General features: G+C 40.6%; 13 protein-coding genes. 8 read left to right on the top strand and 5 right to left on the bottom strand.

Features of this window, described 5'->3' with window-relative positions; translation table 11 throughout:
- The first annotated feature begins 3 nt into the window (after nt 1-3).
- The 7 genes from IPP86_18280 to IPP86_18250 all read left to right on the top strand — a co-directional run bounded on the left by IPP86_18280 (nt 4) and on the right by IPP86_18250 (nt 10,889).
- The gene (locus IPP86_18280; GenBank protein MBL0140448.1) at nt 4-609 is read left to right on the top strand and encodes an outer membrane lipoprotein carrier protein LolA; all 606 of its coding nucleotides are present in this window, start codon (nt 4-6) and stop codon (nt 607-609) included.
- Nucleotides 575-1,201: a hypothetical protein gene (locus tag IPP86_18275; GenBank protein MBL0140447.1), complete on the top strand. Its 627-nt coding sequence runs from the start codon at nt 575-577 to the stop codon at nt 1,199-1,201. The genes IPP86_18280 and IPP86_18275 overlap by 35 nt, the downstream gene beginning before the upstream one ends.
- On the top strand, nt 1,201-1,566 hold the full coding sequence (locus tag IPP86_18270) for a hydroxymyristoyl-ACP dehydratase (protein ID MBL0140446.1): 366 nt from the start codon (nt 1,201-1,203) through the stop codon (nt 1,564-1,566). Before IPP86_18275 ends, IPP86_18270 begins: the two co-directional genes overlap by 1 nt.
- A gap of 594 nt (nt 1,567-2,160) precedes the next feature.
- Entirely contained in the window at nt 2,161-5,370 is a 3,210-nt protein-coding gene (locus tag IPP86_18265) for a SusC/RagA family TonB-linked outer membrane protein (GenBank protein ID MBL0140445.1), read from the top strand.
- Nucleotides 5,371-5,387: 17 nt separating this feature from the next.
- Nucleotides 5,388-6,860, top strand: a complete 1,473-nt coding sequence (locus IPP86_18260; protein MBL0140444.1) for a SusD/RagB family nutrient-binding outer membrane lipoprotein — start codon at nt 5,388-5,390, stop codon at nt 6,858-6,860.
- A gap of 383 nt (nt 6,861-7,243) precedes the next feature.
- Nucleotides 7,244-9,688, top strand: a complete 2,445-nt coding sequence (locus tag IPP86_18255) for a carbohydrate binding family 9 domain-containing protein (GenBank protein ID MBL0140443.1) — start codon at nt 7,244-7,246, stop codon at nt 9,686-9,688.
- 442 nt (nt 9,689-10,130) lie between these two features.
- The gene (locus tag IPP86_18250; GenBank protein ID MBL0140442.1) at nt 10,131-10,889 is read left to right on the top strand and encodes a class I SAM-dependent methyltransferase; all 759 of its coding nucleotides are present in this window, start codon (nt 10,131-10,133) and stop codon (nt 10,887-10,889) included.
- Between the two features lie 64 nt (nt 10,890-10,953).
- Here the strand turns inward: IPP86_18250 and IPP86_18245 are convergent, their stop codons facing one another.
- On the bottom strand, nt 10,954-12,330 hold the full coding sequence (locus IPP86_18245) for a T9SS type A sorting domain-containing protein (protein ID MBL0140441.1): 1,377 nt from the start codon (nt 12,328-12,330) through the stop codon (nt 10,954-10,956).
- 74 nt (nt 12,331-12,404) lie between these two features.
- Nucleotides 12,405-13,781, bottom strand: coding sequence for a T9SS type A sorting domain-containing protein (locus tag IPP86_18240; protein ID MBL0140440.1), 1,377 nt, complete (start codon nt 13,779-13,781; stop codon nt 12,405-12,407).
- 259 nt (nt 13,782-14,040) lie between these two features.
- Here IPP86_18240 and IPP86_18235 point away from each other — a divergent pair, with 259 nt between their 5' ends.
- Nucleotides 14,041-16,698: a T9SS type A sorting domain-containing protein gene (locus tag IPP86_18235; GenBank protein MBL0140439.1), complete on the top strand. Its 2,658-nt coding sequence runs from the start codon at nt 14,041-14,043 to the stop codon at nt 16,696-16,698.
- Nucleotides 16,699-16,756: 58 nt separating this feature from the next.
- On the opposite strand, the gene IPP86_18230 is transcribed toward IPP86_18235, so the two are convergent.
- The 3 genes from IPP86_18230 to IPP86_18220 all read right to left on the bottom strand — a co-directional run bounded on the left by IPP86_18230 (nt 16,757) and on the right by IPP86_18220 (nt 22,175).
- Complete coding sequence (locus IPP86_18230; protein ID MBL0140438.1) at nt 16,757-20,920, bottom strand: T9SS type A sorting domain-containing protein; 4,164 nt, start codon at nt 20,918-20,920, stop codon at nt 16,757-16,759.
- Nucleotides 20,921-21,046: 126 nt separating this feature from the next.
- Complete coding sequence (locus tag IPP86_18225) at nt 21,047-21,388, bottom strand: hypothetical protein (GenBank protein MBL0140437.1); 342 nt, start codon at nt 21,386-21,388, stop codon at nt 21,047-21,049.
- 244 nt (nt 21,389-21,632) lie between these two features.
- On the bottom strand, nt 21,633-22,175 hold the full coding sequence (locus IPP86_18220; protein MBL0140436.1) for a hemerythrin domain-containing protein: 543 nt from the start codon (nt 22,173-22,175) through the stop codon (nt 21,633-21,635).
- Between the last annotated feature and the right edge of the window lie 4 nt (nt 22,176-22,179).

The raw sequence follows: 22,179 nt of genomic DNA, 5'->3' as shown, positions 1-22,179 counted from the left end.
TTCATGCTTTTTTCCTTCTCCGGGTGGGCCCAACTTACAGGCTACTCACCGGTTGGAGATATGTCGGTTTTTCGATTGAAGTTTATGGAAGCGGCAAAAAATACTAAATCCATTCGCAGCGATTTTACCCAGGAGAAAAACATGAGCATGCTTGCGGAGAAGATTACTTCCAAAGGGAAGTTCAGTTTTAAGCAAAGTGATAAGGTGCGAATGGAATATCTTACTCCGTTCAAATACCTGATGATCATCAATGGAAGTAAGGTTTATATCCGTGATGGACAAAAGGAAAGCACCATCTCTACCAGTAGCAATAAGATCTTTCGTCAGATCAGCCAGATTATGCTGGATTGTGTCAGCGGTGCGGTGCTGAACAACAAGGATTTCAAGATTCGTGTTTTGGAAAACAAAACAAATTACCTGATTGAGATGACACCCTTAGCGAAGGGATTAAAAGAATATTTCAAAACAATCTATGTAACATCTGATAAATCTGATTATAGTGTCTCTAAGGTTGAAATGATCGAACTTTCAGGAGACAATACGATTCTCAGTTTTATCAATAAGGAAATCAATAGTGAACTGCCGGACGCTTTATTTTCTCTTCATTAGTCTGCTGTTGGTGATTACAGCTTGTACTTCCGCATACGATCATTTGCGAAAGACAGAAGTTGTTCCCTGTCCGGTTTCAACATTTAAGCCTGTTATTCCGTACGCCGTCTATTCAACAAGCGTGGATGTGCTCAACAAGCATCTCAGTGGATTGCTTGCTGTTAAATCAATTCCGGACAGTAGTATCTACACCGTTTTTCAAAGTGAAATGGGTCTTACCTATTTTGAATTTGAATGGGAGCGTAACGGAACATTTCATGCAAGAAATGTAATCAGTAAGATGAACCGGAAATCGGTTATTAATGCTCTGAGAAATGATTTTGAGCTCATGCTGATGAATAACCTTGACACAAGCAATGTCTCGACGTTCTCTGATCAGCAGGATCTATATACCCGATATCAACAGGGAAGTGGTTTTGTATATCGCGTGACCGATTCTGCTTGTACATCGCTGAAACGAATGGAGTCTGCTTCAAAAAGAAAAACAATAGTCGAAATGAATATGTTTAATACATCCGGGATTCCGGATTCTGTCTTCATTTCACATAAAAATTTTAAGTTTAATATCTCCCTTAGAAAAATCAAACAATAATGCTCACCGGATCATTTTGTACTTTAACGAACTCGCTGATTCAAGGCGATCAGATGACCACTACGCTGACTATAAATGCTGATCATGAAATATTTCAGGGTCACTTTCCGGGAATGCCAGTTGTTCCCGGAGTTTGCATGGTTGAGATGATTAAGGAAATCCTCGAAGAAGTTGTAGGGACGAAGACAAATCTGAACAAAGCAGGCAATATTAAGTTTTTACATGTGCTTGATCCGAATGTGCATGCTCAAATAAATGCGGAAATCAAAGTAAAAGAACTTCCTCATGGTTGGAATGTGTCCGCTAAATTGTTTAAGGAAGATATTGTTTTTTTTAAAATGGACGCCGGGTTTCAGCCTTCCTGAACCGGATAGTTCCAGAAATATATTTTAAGTGCAACATTTTCTTTTTTATTTTTTTAATTAACATTAGTTGTTAAAATTCCTTTGAATTGTTAGCGTACATGTTAAACTTTATGTTAAAAATTAACAAGAGGCACAATTGTTCCTGCAATTGTTTTTGATAAAAAGGAAAAGTTATATTAACCATATTTATTTTAATTTTTGAATTTGAAGTGTAAATGCTCATAGATTCCAGCTCTTTAGCCTGAAAGTAATTTTAGGAATTTTCAATTAATTATTTGAATTAACATTTTCTCTTCATCCTTCATCTCCTCGTTATTTTGTGTTAACACAAATTAGGATTTGAATTTCGTGAAGAAAGGAATCGCAAATTTGGTCTGCGATGATTCAAACCTTATTTCATTTTTCAGCTGGACGGGTGGGCCACACATTATTGAAAAATAATGATAAAGTGTTTGTTTTCTTTTGGTTTTGGTTACTGGCGTTTCCTGAAAATAAATGACCTGTACTTTAACGACAAAATAATTAAGACATGGTGGCTTACCCGACCAGGTGAAAAATAAAAACATCTAAATGTGTTAAACTAAAAAAAACGCTATGAAAAAAATCTTTACCTGGCTGATTTTAATCTGCCTGATTTCAACGGGAACAGTTTTCGCTCAATCCCGGACCATCACCGGGAAGGTCACTTCGAAAGAAGATGGCATGACCATTCCGGGTGTTTCTGTGGTTGTCAAAGGGACCTTAATTGGTACTGTGACCGACATCAATGGTGTTTATTCTATTGATGTCCCTGCTTCAGGCAAGATTCTTACATTTTCATCTCTTGGAATGAAATCAAAAGAAGTTCCGGTTCCGACGGGTTCAACTTTTGATCTGGTCATGGAATCAGATGTGTTGAAGCTGGATGAAGTTGTTGTTACAGCGAATGCTATCCAACGTGAAAAAAGAAGTTTGGGTTATGCAGTAACTTCAGTAGGAGGAGAGGAACTAACAAAAGGCCGTGATCGTAGTGTACTCAATTCGCTGCAGGGAAAAGTTGCCGGAGTTCAGATTAGTAATGGTTCCGGTAGTGTAGGTAGTTCTACACGTGTTGTAATCCGGGGAGGGACATCATTCCTCGGAAATAATCAGCCTTTGTATGTAGTGGATGGAATTCCGATTGATAATGCGTCCTATGAGACCGGCGATAACCTGAACAGACAGGTGGATGCCGGTTCAAGAGCGAATGATATCAATCCGGAAGACATTGAATCGGTGACTGTGCTGAAAGGTCCGGCCGCTGCAGCATTGTACGGTTCACGCGCATCGAATGGCGCCGTCATGATTACAACCAAGACCGGTAAAAATCTGAAGAAAGGTTCTGAAAAGAATGCGGAAATGAGCTTTACAAGCGGGATCTCATTTGAATCTCCATTGAAGTTGCCAGAGTTTCAGAATGAATATGGACAAGGTCTTTTCAAACAACCGGACCTTCGCGAGAATACAAGCTGGGGTGCTCCTCTGAATGGAGAAGTTTTACCATGGGGAAATACTGTAAATGGTGTTCAATTGAGCAAACCATATTCAGCTGTAAAGGATAATGTGAAAGATTTCTTTGATTTGGGAAGAACTTATACCAATGATCTTTCGCTTTCAGGGGGTGGAGAGAAATCTACATACTATATGTCGATTGGAAATGTAAAACAGTTTGGTATTATGCCAGGTACAGAGTACAATCGTACTTCTTTCAAAGTTTCCGGTACAACACAACTCGCTAATAGATTCAACAGTTCTGCTTCTGTATATTATATCAAATCGAAGGGAGATCTCTCCATACAGGGACAGCAAACAAGTTTGTCGGCATGGGAAGACATCATTCAAACTCCCCGTGATATCAATTTACAGGATTTGAAAGACTACACTGCGCCATACAACAATCTGGATAATTTCTATAGTCCCTATACGACCAATCCTTATTTTGCTTTGAATGAAAATTCATATCAGAACAATGTGGATCACGTAATTGGCAATGTGATGTTGGGTTATAAAGCGAACGACTGGCTTGATGTAAGCTATCGTATCGGTACTGATTTTTATGATGATAACCGTGAGGAGATCAACGCGATCATCGCCTTTACTCCGGGTTCACCAAATGATATACAAGGAGCAGGCACTTCTCCGGGAAGATATGAAGTGACGAATTACACCAGCCGCGAAATCAACTCTGATCTCATGGTGAACGCGAAGAAAAAATTGACGGATAAAATTTACATGAATGTACTTTTGGGGCACAACGTCCGTGAAAAACGTACAACCGGACAAATCTCTACCGCCAACGCGTTGGTAGTTCCCGGATTTTATAATCTTGCAAATGCTCAGGGTGCTCCAACAGTTGGCAATACTTTGATACTTGATCGTTTGTATGGAGTATATGGCAGCATTGATTTGTCATACAACAATTACCTCTTTCTTGGATTGACAGGACGTAACGATTGGTCATCCACTTTGCCTGTTAAAAACAATTCCTTCTTTTATCCGAGCGTGAATGCTTCGTTTGTCTTTACTGACGCTTTCAAAATCAGTACCAACACATTTAACTTTGGTAAGATCATGGCCAGCTACGCGAAAGTTGGTAAAGCAGCTGCGCCTTATGTTCTGACCAATACATATCAGGCTCCGAATATCACGGATGGACATGCAAATTCTCTCCTGAATTTCCCGGTGAATGGTGTTGCCGGATATACCCTGGGTGATGTGGTTTCCAACCCTGATCTCAAACCGGAATTTACCCGTGCAATTGAAATCGGAGTTGATCTTGCATTCTTCAATGATCGCGTTGGGATTACAGCGGATTATTATGATAATGTGAGTGATGGACAAATTTTCACTGCTCCATTCCCTGCTTCTTCAGGCTATCTTGGAAAAGTGATCAACGCTGGTAAATTCTCAAACAAAGGGATAGAAGCATTGTTGCGTTTGACGCCTGTTGATTCCAAAAAAGGAATTCGTTGGGACATCTCTTTTACCTATACAAAGAACAAGAGTTTAGTGGAAGATATTTATCCCGGACTCGATCAGATTTCTCTCAATATTGGACAAGCTCCTTTCAGTGCGAACCCCGGAAATTCATTTACAGGAGGAGCCATTGTATTGCAGGAAGGACAGCCATATGGATCATTGCTTATGACCAGTTTCGAACGTGATCCGAATGGAAATGTCGTTGTGGATCCTAATACAGGCTATCCAATCATTGCAGCTGAAGATCAAATCCGCGGAAATATTCAACCGGATTACCTCGCCGGTATGACCAATAAACTTACGTACAAATCATTCTCGTTTGGATTCACATTTGATGTCAGGAAGGGTGGAATGATGTTTTCAAGAACAAAGAGTACAATGACATTTGCAGGCACTGATCCGATCACTACTTACGGTGACCGTGAACCTTTTGTCATCCCCGGAAGTGTGGTCCAAAATGCGGATGGATCATATAGCGCAAACACAACACCTGTTCAGGATGTACTTACCTATTGGGCGAATTTTGTCAGTTCGACGGGAGGAGAAAATTTGATCGATGCATCTTACATTAAACTTCGCGAACTCAGTTTGTCATATTCAATTCCAACAAAACTCATTCGCAAATCGCCTTTCAGCGCGATTGTATTTAGTGTGAGTGGAAGGAATTTGTGGATCAAGACTCACAAAGACAATCATTACATCGATCCGGAAGCCAGTTCATTTGGTAACGGTAATGCGCAGGGATTTGAATACGGTACCCTGCCTTCTGTGAAAAGTATCGGAGCAAATGTTCGTCTTACGTTCTAATCTTAAAACATCCTGAAATGAAAACATCAATTATAAAATCTATATTCTTCGTTTCTCTGTTTACTGTATTTGTCTCTTGTGAGAAAAACTACCTTGATGTAAACACAGATCCAAATCATCCTCTTGAATTAAAACCCAAACAGATCTTACCTGCTGCCATTGGCCACACAGCTTATGTCATGGGGAATGATTACCAGATTCTCGGAGGTTATTGGAGTCAGTTCTGGACACAGGGTCCAACCGGAAACCAGTACAATGTGTATGATCAATACCTGATCTCCAATACTACGTTTGATCGTCAGTGGTCAGATTTATATGCTTCACCATTGATGGACTTCAACGATATCATTCGTTTGAGTGCCGGTGGCAATACAAAGTATTCCGGTATTTCCTACATCATGCAGGCCTATACGTATCAGGTGTTGACAGATTTGCATGGAGATGTTCCTTTTACGGATGCGCTTCAGGCGGAATCAGGAGTGTATGCGCCTCATTACGACTCTCAGGAGAAAATTTATGATGGTCTGATTACTTTGATCGACAAAGGTATTGCAGCGATTACTTCTTATGCAGGTGACGATGTTTATCCACAGGAAGATGATTTCATCTATGGTGGTGACATGGATTTGTGGATTCGTTTCGCGAATACTCTGAAATTACGAGTGTATATGCGTCAGTCTGAAATTCGTCCAAATGTAGCTCAGGCAGGTATTCAGCAGATGATCGCGGATGGTGCACAGTTTATCGGTGATGGTGAGGATGCAGCCATGCTTTTTTATGACGCGAATTTCAATCAGAACCCTTTGTACATGCAAATCGTTTCCTTGGGATCATTCAATGTACTTGCAAGTAATACCGCATTGAATTACTTAAAAAGCAATAATGATCCGCGTATCGATGCTTTCTACAGACCTGCAACTTCAGGAGACAGTGTTGGTTTGCAAAACGGAATCAATCAGGGCGAAGGCAAACTTCCCGGTTTTGGAGGTCAGACAGTTGTTTCAGGATGGTTTTCCAAACCCAGCTTTACTGTGGCAGGTCCGGAGTCTCCTGTATTCTTCCTGAGTGCTGCGGAGAGTTATTTCCTGCAAGCGGAAGCCGTTACAAGAGGCTGGATGAGTGGCGATGCTAAAGCTCTTTATGAAAGTGGTGTAAATGCTTCCTTCGCATATTGGGGCTTTGATCCTGCTGATGCGGCTGCTTACATTGCTCAGCCGGCTATCGCATTTCCGGATGCTGGTACTCAGGCAGATAAAATCAAAGCAATCATTACCCAAAAATGGATTTCCATGTGCGGATCAGAGTGTGTAGAAGCGTGGAATGAATGGAGAAGAACAGGTTATCCAGATTTCTTAGTTATTTCTGCTACCAGTCAGATTGGTAATCGATTCCCGAGTATCCTTTTCTATCCTAACTCTGAACAAACATTAAACCCGAATACCCCTGCTCAGCACGTCATCACTGACAAAGTCTGGTGGGATGTGAACTGACCCCTTTCGATTAATTTCAGCCCTGTGCATCTGAGTTTCCCTCTCAGTGTACAGGGCTTTTTTATTTTATATTAGAGGCAAATATTCCGGGTAAAGGGTCGTTCAATAGGATCAGGAAACCCTGGCCGGCAATATGTTTTTGATACATGGTATGAGGTATTAAGTATTAAGTATTAAGTATCAAGTATCAGATCGAGATTACCAGATCTTATTAACTTTTCCAATCTCTAACAACAACCAACAACCAACAACTAACAACTACTCTTAACAAAGATTAACAGGGTAAAAAGTGAAACTCACGCTTCATTTTTTAGTTTTACATCATTGAAGTATTCTTGTATTCCCTTCTTTTTAAAGTATCATTCTTTACAATCATCCCCACAATGCAAAGATTCATTCTGCTGCTATTCGTTTTAATTAGTTTATCTACGCTCGGAAACGATACAACCAAAGTATGTATTGCTTCACGAATTGCAGTGCCACCGAAAATTGATGGCGTATTGAATGAAGCCTTTTGGGCTGACATCAAGCCGGTATCGGATTTCGTAATGAACAGACCGTTAGAAGGAGGGAAGCCTACTCAACTGACCGAAGTACGGATTGCTTACGATAACAAAGCGGTATATGTCGCGGCGATGTTGTATGATGAAAATCCCGACAGCATCCTCCATGAACTGGGAAATCGTGATGACGGTCTGAACGCTGATTACTTTCGTTTTGTAATTGATCCTTACAATCTTCGTCAGGATGCTTTTGATTTTGGAGTCTATGCTTCCGGTGTTCAGACTGACGCGAAATTTACGGACCCGACTTTTAATGCAGTTTGGGAAAGTGCAGTAAAAATCAATAACAAAGGCTGGAGCGTAGAAATGAAAATTCCATATTCAGCCATTCGTTTTCCAAAAAAACCTATCCAGGAATGGGCGTTTCAGACGACTCGTAATATCCGACGCTTTAATGAGTTTGATCAATGGAGCCTGACTCCTTCAGATGCCGCGAACGCACAGGTTTACTGGGGTTTGCTGAAAGGAATGGAAAATATTCAGTCGCCACCACGTTTATCCATTACTCCATACGCATCCGCATATTTTGAACGTTCACCTGATTATGCTTCGGAAACCGAATATCATTATTCAAATTCATTCTCCTATAATGTTGGCGCGGATTTAAAATACGGAATTGATGATCGATTTACCCTTGACATGACTCTCCTCCCGGATTTCGGTCAGACACAATCCGATAATAAGGTAAAAAATCTCAGTTACAGGGAAATTAATTACAACGAAAACAGATCCTTCTTCAAAGAAGGTACAGATTTGTTTTCAAAAAATAGTTTATTCTATTCAAGACGGATAGGGAAGACGCCCACTTTCTTTTATTCTGTTCTTGATTCTTTGCAGGAGGGTGAAACAATTGAAGAGAATCCATCACAGACGAAACTGATCAACGCATTCAAAATATCCGGGAGAAGTAATTCAGGTCTGGGTTTTGGTTTGTTCAATGCCGTTACCAACAACATGTATGCTGAGTTGCAAAACAAGGCCGGTGTAAGACGTAAGGTGCTTACTGAGCCTCTGACAAATTACAATGTGCTTGTATTGGATCAGCAAATCAATGATTATTCAAATTTCTATTTCATCAATACCAATGTTTCCCGGACAAAGAAATACAATGATGCGAATGTAAGTGGTACCGGATTCACTTTTGCCGATAAGAAAAACCGTTACGCGGTCGATGGTAGTTTTGCATTGAGTCAACAGCTCGAAAAGGATCCGACGGAATCAAATGTCTATACATCACTCTTTGGTCATAAATATTTTTTTGGTGCACGAAAAATAAGTGGTAAGTACCAGTTTGGTATAAGCAGAACATTTACAGGAGATACATACAATCAGTTGGATCTTGGGTATTATACCTTACCGAATTTTCAGAATACAAGAGGCTATTTTACATTTCTGTGGTTCAAACCCTGGAAGAAATGGCTTGAAGGTAATCTGAACCTCTCCGTTGATTATTCTCAAAACCCTCAAACAAAAAAGCAAACACTTTTTCAGTTGGGTATTGATGGATACGCGAATCGGGTAAGCTATAATTCCTATTTCTTTGGAGGTGGTTACACGCCAACAACCGGTTATGATTACAATGAACCTCGCGTACCCGGAAAATTCAACAAAACTGTGAAGCTATGGTATGCATATGCAGGATTCAGCAGCGATTATAGAAAGAAACTCGCTGTCGATTTTAATTTCAATCCAAGTAATTTCATAGGAAGATTTGTAGGAGAAGGATTTGGAATCAGTACTACTATTCGTTATCGCTTCAATGATAAATTTACATTGAAGCTTATCAACAGTTACAATTATGATCCCTACAACTTAGGAGTAGCGGATTATTCTAATCCTGATACTATCATCTACGGACTAAGAATCATGAATACTTATGAAAACATCTTGTCCGGAAAATATATCTTTAAAAATGACATGGCGTTAACTTTGAACGCAAGACATTACTGGACAACCGGTAACTATCGTAAGTATCTTACATTGATGGATAATGGCGATCTGGTGGATAATAATGTCTATTCCGGTGAAAATAATTTTAATTACAATGTTTTCAATATTGATTTTGTATACAGCTGGCAATTTGCGCCCGGAAGCAATCTCTCGATCGTTTATAAAAACGATATAGAAACCCAAACCAGCAAAGTCACAACTGATTTGTTTGATGATCTGAAACACACCATCAGTCAGCCCCAGACAAATAGTATTTCCATAAAGGTTCTCTATTACCTTGATTACCTTTCCCTGAAACGCAAATCAAAAGCCTAAATAGTCAAACTATTTACTTTGTACATTTTACCAGAAAAAAGCATCTTTCCTTAAGTAACAATTCGTGCATTCGTGGCAAACCTAACAGGAAAGTAAAAACGCCGGCTATTCGCCAGCGTTTTTGTGTTTCATGTTAAGAGAAAAGGTTGAATGTTTGTAGGCTTTTCAGGAGAGGCGCCAAAACCAGTGTGATTGATGACTCAAAGATGCATCAGGAATCAGCTGAAAACTATGTGAAGTGTACCAGTGGCTTTTCCTGTGGATAACTGGTCCGGAAAAGCCTACTGGTGGCGGTTTTCAGGCCATACACTGAAAATTTCAATTTCAATTCCGGATATTTTGAAAAGGCTGTTTTACCTGTTTTACACCATTGTTAATATTTTTTCCTTTTAATATTGCCCTCGAATGATTTCATTGCAGTGAATTCAAAATGTAATTGCAAATGACTGAAGCTATTCACTGGGATAAAATTGCAAAAACCTACGAAGAAGAAATTTTTGATGTCTTTAAATCCAGTAAAAAAGGAAAATTAAAAGGTATCGTTCAAAAATATGCCGGAAAAGGAAAATTCGCGGTCGATTTCGGTTGCGGAACCGGAAAAGCATTGCCCTTACTGGCACCATTGTTTTATAAGGTACTCGCAGTAGATATTTCTCAAAAATGTCTGGACATCGCCAAAACTGCCGGCTATAAAAACGTAGAATTTGAGCGTGTTGATCTTGCCGCACCAAAGAACAAGATTCCGCCTGCAGATTTTGCCTTTTGCTGCAATGTCGCTATCGGAGACAACAACAAACGGAATTTTTCCATTTTAAGAAATGTGTTGAAGTCATTGAAAAAAGGTGGAACGGCAGTGATTGTTATTCCTTCGCTTGAATCCGCGTCATTCTCCGCGATGCAAATGTTGAAAGTGTACGAAAGCGAAGGCGTGAAGCATCACGATATTCCTAAAGAAGAATTTGATCACCTTACTCCGGCCCATCATGAACTGATTCAGAAAGGTATTTTTCACATCGACGGACATCCGACCAAACATTATCTTTTCGCGGAATTGTATTCATTTTTGAATGCCGGAAATTTCGAGATTCAGAATATCGACCGTCTCGAATACAGCTGGGACACCGAAATTACCTCACCCCCGAAGTGGCTGCGTGATCCTTATCCATGGGATTGGGTAGTAGAAGTGAAGCGGGTTAAATAGCAGGTATCACGCAAGTGTGCGAAGAAATACTTTGCGCCCTTTGCGCCGATTGGGCGAAATAAAATTATTCTTTTATAAACCGTATCACTTCTCCTCCTTCTAAGGCTAAGAAGTAAATTCCGGATCCAAAATCCGAAAGATCTATCGTTGTTTCCTTTTCCAGGAGTGTGATCACTTTCAAAACCCTCCCGGTTATATCCGTTATCCTGCAGCCACTTTTTTGTTGAGGGTTTTTATTACTTATCGAAAGTTGACTCTGAACCGGGTTTGGGAATATGCTGAGTGATTGTTCATTTTCTATCTCAGGTGTTTTTAATGTTGTAGTCCGGATATCATAATAAAGCGAAGCCACTCCGGCATCTCTTTCAAAAAAAACAACTCCCGCGTCCGATAAAATGGATGTTATTGCCGGATATGTATCGTCATCGGTACATTCAGGGATAAAATCATTGAATGTTTCCGGACTGGAAAATACCGTTGGTGTCGCGGATGAAACGGATAAGAATTTCATTTCCGCTTGCCCGGATGTCGTTTGTGAAAAATAAACCACGTACATCCCTGAATCGTTTTGATTTTTATAGGAGGTGATATCAAAACAACCAATACTCGTTGTACCTCCTCCGGTTATAGTCGTTTCAGGTCCGTATGATGAACCGTTCAGGGTGCTCAACCTGTATTTTAATTCTGTGAGTGTATCGCCCTCTGTGTAGACGAACCATACATTATCATTGACTTTGCACGAAGCAAACATGGATCTCTCAGGTCCGGCTGAAACCATTGGAAAAAAGCCTCCGGACTGAATCGTTCCGGGAGCTGTTTCATCAAATACCATAGTACGGATATCAGAAGTAGTGACCGTCGTCAGTGGCGGGCCAAAATAATTCAGGATAAGACGGTCGCCATCCATGGAAACTCTTGGTTGCGCAGCATGCACAGAAACATTTCCGCTACTTCCGGTCCAGGTGTGTCCGCCATCAGTTGAGCTATTATAATATAGAAAATCCGTGCTGCTTTCATCAGTAAACAAATACAAGGAGTTGCTGTTAGGCGAAGCCGCAACATCAAAATCTGAAATCTGACGTAAGGTGTATGACGTTCGCGTATGTGATTGCAGACTGTAGAAGTAAAGCGAGGACCCTTGCTGATAGGCACAATAAACCGAATCAGTTCCAGTTACGACTAGTTTTGATTTCGCGACAAGCTGACCATTGCTTAGATTAGTTACCAATGACCATGTTGCACCTAAATCAGTTGATTGCAAAATATTAATTCCTCTTTGTCCGCTTATTCCCGATGGAACTGAGCAATACAAGGTGCCATTGGAAGTCGCGACCAGTGAGGGTCTTCCGACAGACTCTGAGTGTACAAGCACGTCATTCCCCCAGGAAAATGCATTTTGAAAACAGACAATGGCAGTAAGAGTGAGTAAAAGTCTTTTCATTTTGAATAATTTAAAATCCGGATTTCATGACTTGTATCACGAAATCCGGAATCAAATGGTGATTGTTGTTGTGTTTACAATTTAATGAACCGATGATTCTCTTCGGTCGTTGTTTGCAGAAGATAGATCCCGCTGCTTAGTTCATGTACATCAATTGAGTTGTCTGCATTCTTCAAATTGGTAGTAAGGATGATTTTGCCACTAATGTCACGAATGTTGATTTCTTGATTTGGCACTTGAGAATTAATTTTTATTTGTAAAAAATCCTGGACCGGGTTTGGATAAATACTCAGTACATCTTCAATTGGTTTTTCATCAACTGAAACGAGTGCTGAGCGTAAGTCAAAATACAATTCCGGTGAACCCATGCCGATTTCTACAAAGATTGTGGCAGCATCGCCACCCATTGAAAAGACTGTCGGATAAGTACTGGCATCAATGCATTGCGGGTTGAAATCATTGATAATTTCATCGGAGCTGAATGTGGTTGGAGATAACGTGGAAGCGTAAGTGAACAACATCTGACCTTGTGGAGGTAATCCTTCAGCATAATATACCAGAAACATTCCCTGGTCAAAGGCGTTCATAAAAGGCGCAATGTCAAAACAGCCTGTGGTATTGGCGGCGCTAATAGGTACAAGTGTTTCCGCTCCGTATGAGGCGCCATCGTCAGTGCTGAGCATGTATTTTAGTACAGGTGCACTGTCGCCTTCGGAAAAGACAAACCAAACCAGTCCATTCATGATAACCGATGCATACTGAGTACGTACCGGCCCGGCTGCGACCATGTCAATGAATGTGCTGGATACAAGTGTGCCCGGTACGGTTTCATTGTAAATCGCGGAACGAATGATGGAAGTAGCAGTATCGGTTAAAACGGGTCCATAGTAATTCAAAATAAGCCGAGAACCTGTCAGACAAATTCTTGGATGTGCTCCGTTCCCTGTTACCAGAGCAGTACTTCCCGTCCACGTATAACCTCCGTCTGTACTCGAATAACGGTGAATATTGTTGTCACCTGAATCATCGGTGTAAAGATATATCGCGTTTCCGTTTGGAGAAGCTGCTAAATCAAAATCAGAGATGGGTACAGTTGTGAAAGGTGTCGTAATTCCAGATTGTATACTATAGAAAAACAGATCAGAACCAATCTGGTATGCGCAGTAAACCGAATCGGTTCCGGTGACCACCAGTTTGGACTTGTCAACCCATAGACCGCTTCCAAGATTGATTATCGGATTCCAGGTCTGACCCATGTCTGTTGATTCAAAAATATCCATGCCGCCCACTCCACTGAAACCGCGGGATGAGGAGCAATACAAGGTTCCTGAAGCTGTCGCAACCAATGATGATCTCCCGGTGGGTTGTGCCTGAACAAAAACATCGCTACCCCAGGGATAGGCACTTATACTATATAGAAGTACAAGACAACAGAGTAAAGTTTTTTTCATTTTTTTCTGATTTTAGGGTGAGGGTAAAAATATTTCAAGTATCAGTTTTACGAAAGATACAAAAAATTGGGATTTTTAGAAAATTGCAGAGAAAAGATGGTGAATGATATCGGTGTGCAATATTAAAAACGAAGAGTTTTCTCCAATTTATTTTACTACATTTATATACTTTGAAAATTAAAGTGCAATAATTTTCAGAATTCATGATGTTGATTTATTTCGTTTGAGTAATTATTTTATTTATGAATTAAATTTATAGATGACCCGAAACAAATTATTTGCAATCTTTTTTATTGTCTTTTGGTTTGCGGTGATTGACAATTCTTTCGCACAAACAATTTACACGGATACGATTCCTGTCCATAATGCTTTTTGTAAAGTTTTACGTGTCTCTCCTGATGATCATGTCTGGGTAGGTACTACCAATCGTGGAATCCTGGAATTCGATGGTTCTAATTGGAATGTCTATTCTTCTACAACAGGATATCCTATCAATAAAGTAAATGATGTTGCCTTTGATGGACAAAAAACTTGGATTGCAACCGATTCCGGGTTGGTTAGATTAAATAGTAGCGGTTATTTTTATTTTACCCCGTCAAACAGTAGCTTAAATTCTTTATTTGTAAAAAAAGTACTTTTTGATGGAGCACTCTTATGGGTCGGAACAGATAGTGCCTTGTTTAATTTTGATGGATCTTCATGGGTGAAATATGATTCCTCCAATTCAATTTTAAAATCTTCTGAAATCAAAGCAATAGGGAAGAACAATTTTGGAATTTATGTTGCTCAGGAAAGCGCCGTTTTTGTATTTCACAATGCCCAATGGATAAAGTTAAATTATTATTTTGTTAGTAGATTTGTTACTGATCGAACCGGCAGAATCTGGCTTGAAGGATCATTTGTTTATCCAACAAGTTTTACATTTGACACTTTGGTTTGTGATGCTGTTTCTGAAATGCGAATAGATCCCTGTGAAACAAATAATATTTTATATTTCGATCCATTTTACGTGTTAGGGCAGGATAGCATTGGGGAGCTAATTGCACTTTCTTCAAGCAGATACAATTGGATGAAACTCTCATCAAATTTACAAAATGCTAGCATATTTGTGCAAAATGCCGCATTGATCTTTGATCTGAATACAAGCTATAATACGTTTGATTTTGATTCGCATGGTAAATGCTTTGTTGTACGGGGATTGGCGAATGTTGCCAACCCAACTTTAAAAAGTACATTTTTTTCAGATCTGAATGAAGTTGTAGATACTTCAAACTGTCCATGGTTGGATATCAATAATGCCAGGGTTAGAATAATGAACAATGGATCAAATTTTTGGGATCAGGTTGGAAAGCCCAATTATGAAACGCCAAAGAATTCTTTGAAGTGTGCAATCTTTGCCGAAGGAATTTGGATGGGCGGACTGGATGATCAGGGTGATTTGCATATTGCAGCGCAAACCTATCGTCAAAGTGGAGATGATTACTGGCCCGGACCTTTGGATACGCTTTCCGGAATGGCAGATAGCGCTAGTAAGGTATTGTATGATAATGTTTGGAAAATCGACAAATCTACAATTGATACTTTCAGACTGAAGTTTCTGGATGGATCTGTTTCCAATGGAAGTTTTTCTGTTCCCGATATAATATTAAACTGGCCGGCTCAAGGGTCAGGAAATTTCAGTCGGCATCTGGCACCCTTTGTTGATTTTAATCAGGATGGAGTTTACGATCCCTTCGATGGAGATTATCCAAAGATCAAAGGTGATCAGATGATCTGGTGGATCATGAATGATAATTTTAGTCAACATGAAGTCACGGGAACACCAAACAATCTTGGTGTGGAAATACATGCTTCCGCTTATGCTTTCAATTGCCCTTCGGTGAGTGACGATGATTCGGTTATTAATTATACTACATTCTATTCATATGAAATAATTAACAGGAGTCCGTATAATTACCATGATTTCTACATGGGAATTAGTACGGATATTGATTTGGGAAATGGATTTGATGACTATGCAGGATGTGATTCTTCGCGGAGTTTTGCCTACGGGTATAATGGTGATTCAATTGACGAGGGTAGTCATGGATATGGTTTGAATCCCCCGATGATCAATTTTGTTTTACTGAAAGGACCCTTGGCTCCACCGGGTGATGGTGTTGATAATGACAGAGATTTTATTATAGATGAATCTGATGAGTCGCTAAAAATGACGGGGTTTATGTTTAATTACGGAGGGCCTTTTGTGGATGGCAATCCTAGTACAGCAATTCATTATTACGATCGAATGAAAAGTCTTTGGAAGGATGGCTCACCTATGACCTATGGTGGCACAGGTTATTCCAATGATTCTGCCCGTATACCGGAGAAATTTATGTTTACGGGTGTACCTTATTCAGGTAATGGTTGGACTGAACAAACTCCCGGAAATGGATCTATACCAAATGAACCTTATGATCGTTCTTTTGTGAGTACGGTGGGACCTGCATTCCTTCCTGCTAATGGTAGTGTTACACTTGATTACGCTTATGTTTATACAAGAGATCAAAATAATCCGAATGGATTGACCACCTCCATTGCAAGAAATTATTTTGATGTTGCAAAAGTACAGTCATGGTTTGATAGAGACAGTTTCCCATGTTATACAAATACAATAGGAATTCATGAACTGACAGGCATGAGGCAACTCACTGTTTTCCCTTCTCCCGCGATTTCTTCAGTAAAAGTCTCCGGTGGACCTCAGACATTTTTTCATGCCGAAGTAGCGGTTTATAACATGATGAGTGAGTTGGTTTATTTTAAACAAAATCAGAATGGAGATATTGTCATCCCGATAGAAAAGCTGAAGCCCGGCATTTATAATATTCATTTGAAAACAAAAAATCAATCTTATTCTGGAAGATTCATCAAAGAGTAAAGACAAAAACTATATAGTAGCAGCTAACATTGAAATGGATCAGGAAGAAAGAGTCTGCTCATTTTTTCAAAAACAGATCCCTCGCCAATATTTCATTTCTCGAATTCAGCAGACTTACAGAATACGATCCACTTGAAAGCGCATTGGTTTCTAAGGTTAAAATATTAGAACCTTCACTTACAACTTTTTCTTCCCTGATAATTTCTCTTCCGGATATATCGTAAATGATGATGGATACATTGTTATTACCGGAGTTATCAAATAAAATATTTAAGGCATCGCTAACAGGATTTGGGAAACAGGAAACAGGATAGAGATCTGATTTCTTATGGATGGCAATCACAGATGAATAAGTGAATTGTCCATCGTAGTCGACCTGTTTTAATCTGTAATAGCTCACCTTTCCCGGAGGATGCATATCCGGTGCTTCATAGTTCAGCAGACTCGTGCTATTGCCGGCTCCGGAAATTCTTTCAAAAGAAGTAAAGGTGCTTCCATCTGCGGAGTGTTCAAGCTGGAAATACTGATTGTTTAATTCACTCGCTGTTGTCCAGTGTAAAATATTTTTCTCACCTGCATTTTCTCCGGTAAATGAAATCAGTTCCACAGGTAATGAAATAGGAGTGCCCAGTCCGGTTCCAAATACACCGAATCCATTCATTCCTGTTCGTATAGTATTTGCAGGCGTGCTGCCCGGATCGCAAGTGCCACTCAGCGTCCATGTAACTGCGCTTGGCGGGCTAACTGTACTTTGAAGAACGGTAGCAAAATTGCCCGTCGGTGTATAATTCAGATTCCCCAACACAGCATCAAATGTTCCGCTCGTTGGATTCGCGGAAGCATTGATGTTCCAGTAGCCATTGTCAAGAACATTGGATAAGCTGTAATTGTAATTCGAACAATCGTTTGAAACCGGGCCAACAGGAACAGTCGCGTACGTTTGGAAATTTGCAACCAGATCTGGAATAAGTGTATTGGTGGTAAATGTTATGTTCGCGTTTTGGAAACCTTTTACTGCATGCCCAACAGGGAAGTCATAACTGTTCGGTAAACCATCGATGAACCTCCGTAAGTTTCCCTGGACAAAACTTGTTGGATTGAAATTGAAAACCGAAACCGGATCGGTATTCTGCATTGTTACTTCTAAGCCGGGAGTAGTGATGATTTTACCTCGCGACAAGTCAAGAGTGCCCGTAGATCCAATCAGCATATTGTTTCCGATCAGATTTACACCCGGACCGGCATGATTCATCACAACATTTTCTAGCGTCAAAACACCTCCGGGAGAATAATTTTGAGCGGCAGTGCCATTAAATTCCAGGAAACCGCCGGGAACTACATTTGTAAAAGTTGTATTGCCTGCTGCATTGTTGAAGTTGCCGCCGACTTTGATGTATTTGTTATTTGTGTTGAAGACACTGGTAACATTACTCGTGGTAAAATTACCTGCGATATCCATGTCTGCATTCGTACTGGCTGGACCTGTTTTTGTGATGGTCACATTTCCCAGTTTGTTCGCACCGGTGAGAGCGCCATCAAAGGTTTGAGAAACCGCGCCATTGTTCATCACAATTGTTGACGTGGGTGATGCATTAATCGTTCCAAAATTATTCAAGTCGCCACACACAGTAACTGTTACTCCCGGATTGATAGTGAGACTCGCTCCGCCAAGGATATTAATCGTTTGCACTGTTGTGTTCGCGGAAATTACAGGCGGAATCGGGGATGGGAAAATATTCGTAGTGACACCACAAGCAGGAACATTACAACCATTCCAGTTTGTACCAGTTGCCCAGGCATTGTTAGTCGCTCCCGACCAGTTGATGACCGGAGAATTTCCTATTCCCGCTGTGGACCCTGTGAAATCAAGCGTGTAGCCTCCGGTGGTATAACTGTAATTCGATAAAGCGAGGACAATTGTTTGTCCTGCCACGACGGGTAATGGATCCTGAAAATTGAAAGGTGTCCCGGCAGCGGGAACAGGATTCTGCATTCCGCATAAATTGGAAGGAGATCCGTTCCAATTACATCTTACAGGTGCAAGAGTATTGTTTAAAATGTCATTGCAGGTTGATGTCGTTAAATCATACATGATCCAGTCATAGAATCCGAATGGATGTGTATGCGTCCATGCAAGCAAACCCGGTGTATTGATGTGAATAGTATACCATACGATATTCAATTCTCCCGCGAGCAAACAACCTGAATTGAATCCTGCCGGATTGATATCCGGATTACTCACATTGCCCGGGTTTGGAATTTCGGGAACTAACCCGCATCCGAAGAAACTCACAGGTTGGTTGATCACCTGGTTGCCGCAAACAGGAATAGCACCCAGACAATCCTGGTTGTTGAATCCTGATTGTGAAATACTATCCGATGCCATGATATTGAATGAACCGGTGAGGTTGCCAACTCCATCAACACGAATAAATAATGTTGATCCGGGTGTAAGTCCTGTCAATTGTAATGTTGCCGCAGTTGTCAATCCACCACAACCCAATGCGGAATTGTCATTGCATCCTGCTGCAAGAGGTGTTAGTGAAGCGCATGTACCGGTAAATACTTCAATCTGATTATCTACTATGGAAACAATTTGTGTCTCTATTGCAAGCAATCCGGATGCTGGAACAGTCGCCTTATACCACACTGTATTCATATTGCCCGGATCAAACCAGCAGGAAGGCGCTGCTGCTTCACCGGCGCCGGTAGAACAATTGTTATCACCCAGCACAAATGTTCCCATTGGAAGATTGATCGCGTTGCACGGCTGATCATTCACAGCCCCTGAACCAAAGGATGCAATAGAAAGATCATAACTGACTGCTGCAGGAGGAGCCCAACTGTCGATCACGATATAATAAGTTCCCGCGAATGGGAGTGTTACATCTGTCACAAGCGGAGAGAATCCTCCGTCAGTGGCAATACAGGATCCTGAACCCGGACAACCAAAATAAACCTGAAAGCCCATCAGTGATGTAGAGCCATTGTTAATGGTAATACTGATACATTGGTTTCCGGGAGAGAGAAGTGAATAAACTTTGTCTTCACCTGAATTATAAACTGTTGCACATGTACCCGGTGTCAGATCATTGTAATCGTCTCCCATACATGCTGTCGTTTCATTCACAACGTTGAAAGGCAAAGAACCAATTACAACCGGATTAGCACAGGTTGCGCCAACAGCGCTTGCACTTACTGAGGAGATAAACAGATTGTCATAATCATTACAACTAAAGTTTCCATCGTCCAATACCAGATAATAAGTTGTTCCGGCATTCACCGTAACACACATACTTTTACTTCCATCGTAATCTTCCACATTGGCAACACAATTTCCCATGATGCCGGAGCAACCACCTACCGGACAATCATCATACAAGGTGAGTGAAGTCGCGAAGGCGAGTGGAGCATTCAGGTCGATGGTTACCTGACCGGAACTTGTTGGAGTAAATGTCCACACAACATCTTCTCCCTCAAGAAATGCAGGGTCATTGCAAAAGTTTGCGGTGAGACTATTAATATCATTATCCATTCCACAGGTAGAGCCGGGACCACTATTATAAGGTAATGAACCTACATTTATATTTCCCAATCCTACATCACAGGAAGTTCCAACTCTGGAAACGATGGTTACACTATCAATAGCGATTGCCGGATTGTTACCCGAGGCATTGTCGTTGATCCAGGAAAAAACAAGTCGTTGTGTTGTTCCAGCTACTGTGCAGGGGAGCTCGACTGAATCAACTTTCCAGGTAGTTTGATTTCGGTAATCGGTAAGTAAAGTGCCATTGTTCAAAGGTGTACCCGCAATAGGAGTTACAGCAGTTGGAACAAGAGAAAGTTCCATGTAATCTTCACCGGAACGTCCACGGACTTTGTATTTGAAATAAACTTTTATAAGATCAAGGCCAAGCGGAAAAGTAATGTTGCGATACAAATGCACAACAGAAGCAGCAGTGGCAGTGTAATTATTGTTTCCGACTGCAGTGCCCACATAAGCGCAACGCGCTCCGGCTTGCCCGGCAACCGCGGTTCCGCACCACCATTGATTGGTTTGCCCGGTGTTCACGGCAGTCCAGTTGTTTAAAGCGAATGTGGTTCCGGTTTCAAATCCCCCATCACCGGTTCCGCTTAACACTGTCGTTTGCCCGTAACTTTTCTGTGCAAATGAAAAGATTTGCCAAAGAAGAAGGAAGGATATGAGTTTTTTTAATTGCACTTGAAATTAATTGAGTCGCATCAATTAATTCAGCAGGGGGAGACTGAACAACGAGTTGATTTACCTGAACACTATTATTTTACTTTCAATCTTTGTTCTGATGCTTTTCGCAGGAATGAGTTATAATCACTTGTGAGTATTCTTATCGCAAATTTTCCGTGCTTCCTCGATCGGGATTTCGGATTTGATGGTGTATTTGTAATTGAGTGAATGCAATAATGCATTTACTTTCGATCGATTTTCAACCGCACTTGTTTTTGTGTGAAGAATGGTAAGTCCGGATTTTTCGCAGTATTCAATTGTATCAATAGCAGGAATAGCCTTGAGCTGTTCTCTCAGTTCAGGAACCCCGCGTTGCGGACTCAAGCCGCGAATTTCCACAAAAAGATAGTGCCCGTTGGTTTGTGCAGGACTATTGGAAATTATTAGTAATAGAGAACCCAGAAGAAGGAGTAAGGGTGACTTCAAATGTTTTTGTGTTTAATGTAAGCTGACACAATAATAGATATCAATGTACTTAAATTTTAACAAATACTGCTGAATGGGAAAAAAGCAATGCTGAACGGGAATAATCAAAAAAATGTAGAATTTTTGGCGAAAAGGCGATTTTTGTCGCCTGCAATCATTGTATGAAAATCAGAAACTTATGAAATGAATGATTCAGCCTCATCCATTGATCCGGAGGTCTGAAATCCATTAGGTCTTTCCTTCATCATGGTCGAAGGAAAAAATGCTCACCCATCTGTCTTGTCCAATCTTCCATTTCTGTCTTCAGATCAATTCCCAGTCCTTGGTCCGTGTCAACAAAGCGGAATTTCAGATTTTCAAGTTCAGTATCATTGAAAAGTGTTTCAGCTATCGGGAAGACTTCTTCATTTTCCGCCGCGATATGGTTTAAAAGTGCTTCAGTATATATATTGAGTTGGGCTTGTGCTTTGCCGTATTCTTTTTTGCTCAATAGATTCTCAATTTCCCTGATCATGGACCGGAAGTCATCATGATTTTCCAGCATTTCATGAAGTATACTTCCCCCGAGCAATTCGTTCTTCTTCGCCATTTCCGGGAACAATATTTCTTCTTCTTTGTGATGATGGTACTGATCAGCATAAGTTCTGAAAAAATGGATGAGACGGCGAATGTAATTTTCATATTCACCGGGGTTCTTTTCCAAAAGCAGTGTAGCATTTTTTGCCGCATCAATTACTTTGATGATGGTGGCATGTTCTTCGTACAAAACTAGCATGGAATTGTTCATCCGT

The sequence above is a fragment of the Bacteroidota bacterium genome, from assembly GCA_016720935.1.
Taxonomy (GTDB): Bacteria; Bacteroidota; Bacteroidia; order AKYH767-A; family 2013-40CM-41-45; genus JADKJP01.
Note: the sequence above shows the minus strand (reverse complement) of the source record. Positions and strands in the feature narration are given on the sequence as shown.

Bases quoted from the DNA above. Each gene is read 5' to 3' on its own strand.
- IPP86_18280 (MBL0140448.1), top strand. From the start codon at position 4: ATGCTTTTTTCCTTCTCCGGGTGGGCCCAACTTACAGGCTACTCACCG.
- IPP86_18270 (MBL0140446.1), top strand. From the start codon at position 1,201: ATGCTCACCGGATCATTTTGTACTTTAACGAACTCGCTGATTCAAGGC.
- IPP86_18265 (MBL0140445.1), top strand. From the start codon at position 2,161: ATGAAAAAAATCTTTACCTGGCTGATTTTAATCTGCCTGATTTCAACG.
- IPP86_18260 (MBL0140444.1), top strand. From the start codon at position 5,388: ATGAAAACATCAATTATAAAATCTATATTCTTCGTTTCTCTGTTTACT.
- IPP86_18255 (MBL0140443.1), top strand. From the start codon at position 7,244: ATGCAAAGATTCATTCTGCTGCTATTCGTTTTAATTAGTTTATCTACG.
- IPP86_18250 (MBL0140442.1), top strand. From the start codon at position 10,131: ATGACTGAAGCTATTCACTGGGATAAAATTGCAAAAACCTACGAAGAA.
- IPP86_18245 (MBL0140441.1), bottom strand. From the start codon at position 12,330: ATGAAAAGACTTTTACTCACTCTTACTGCCATTGTCTGTTTTCAAAAT.
- IPP86_18240 (MBL0140440.1), bottom strand. From the start codon at position 13,781: ATGAAAAAAACTTTACTCTGTTGTCTTGTACTTCTATATAGTATAAGT.
- IPP86_18235 (MBL0140439.1), top strand. From the start codon at position 14,041: ATGACCCGAAACAAATTATTTGCAATCTTTTTTATTGTCTTTTGGTTT.
- IPP86_18220 (MBL0140436.1), bottom strand. From the start codon at position 22,175: ATGAACAATTCCATGCTAGTTTTGTACGAAGAACATGCCACCATCATC.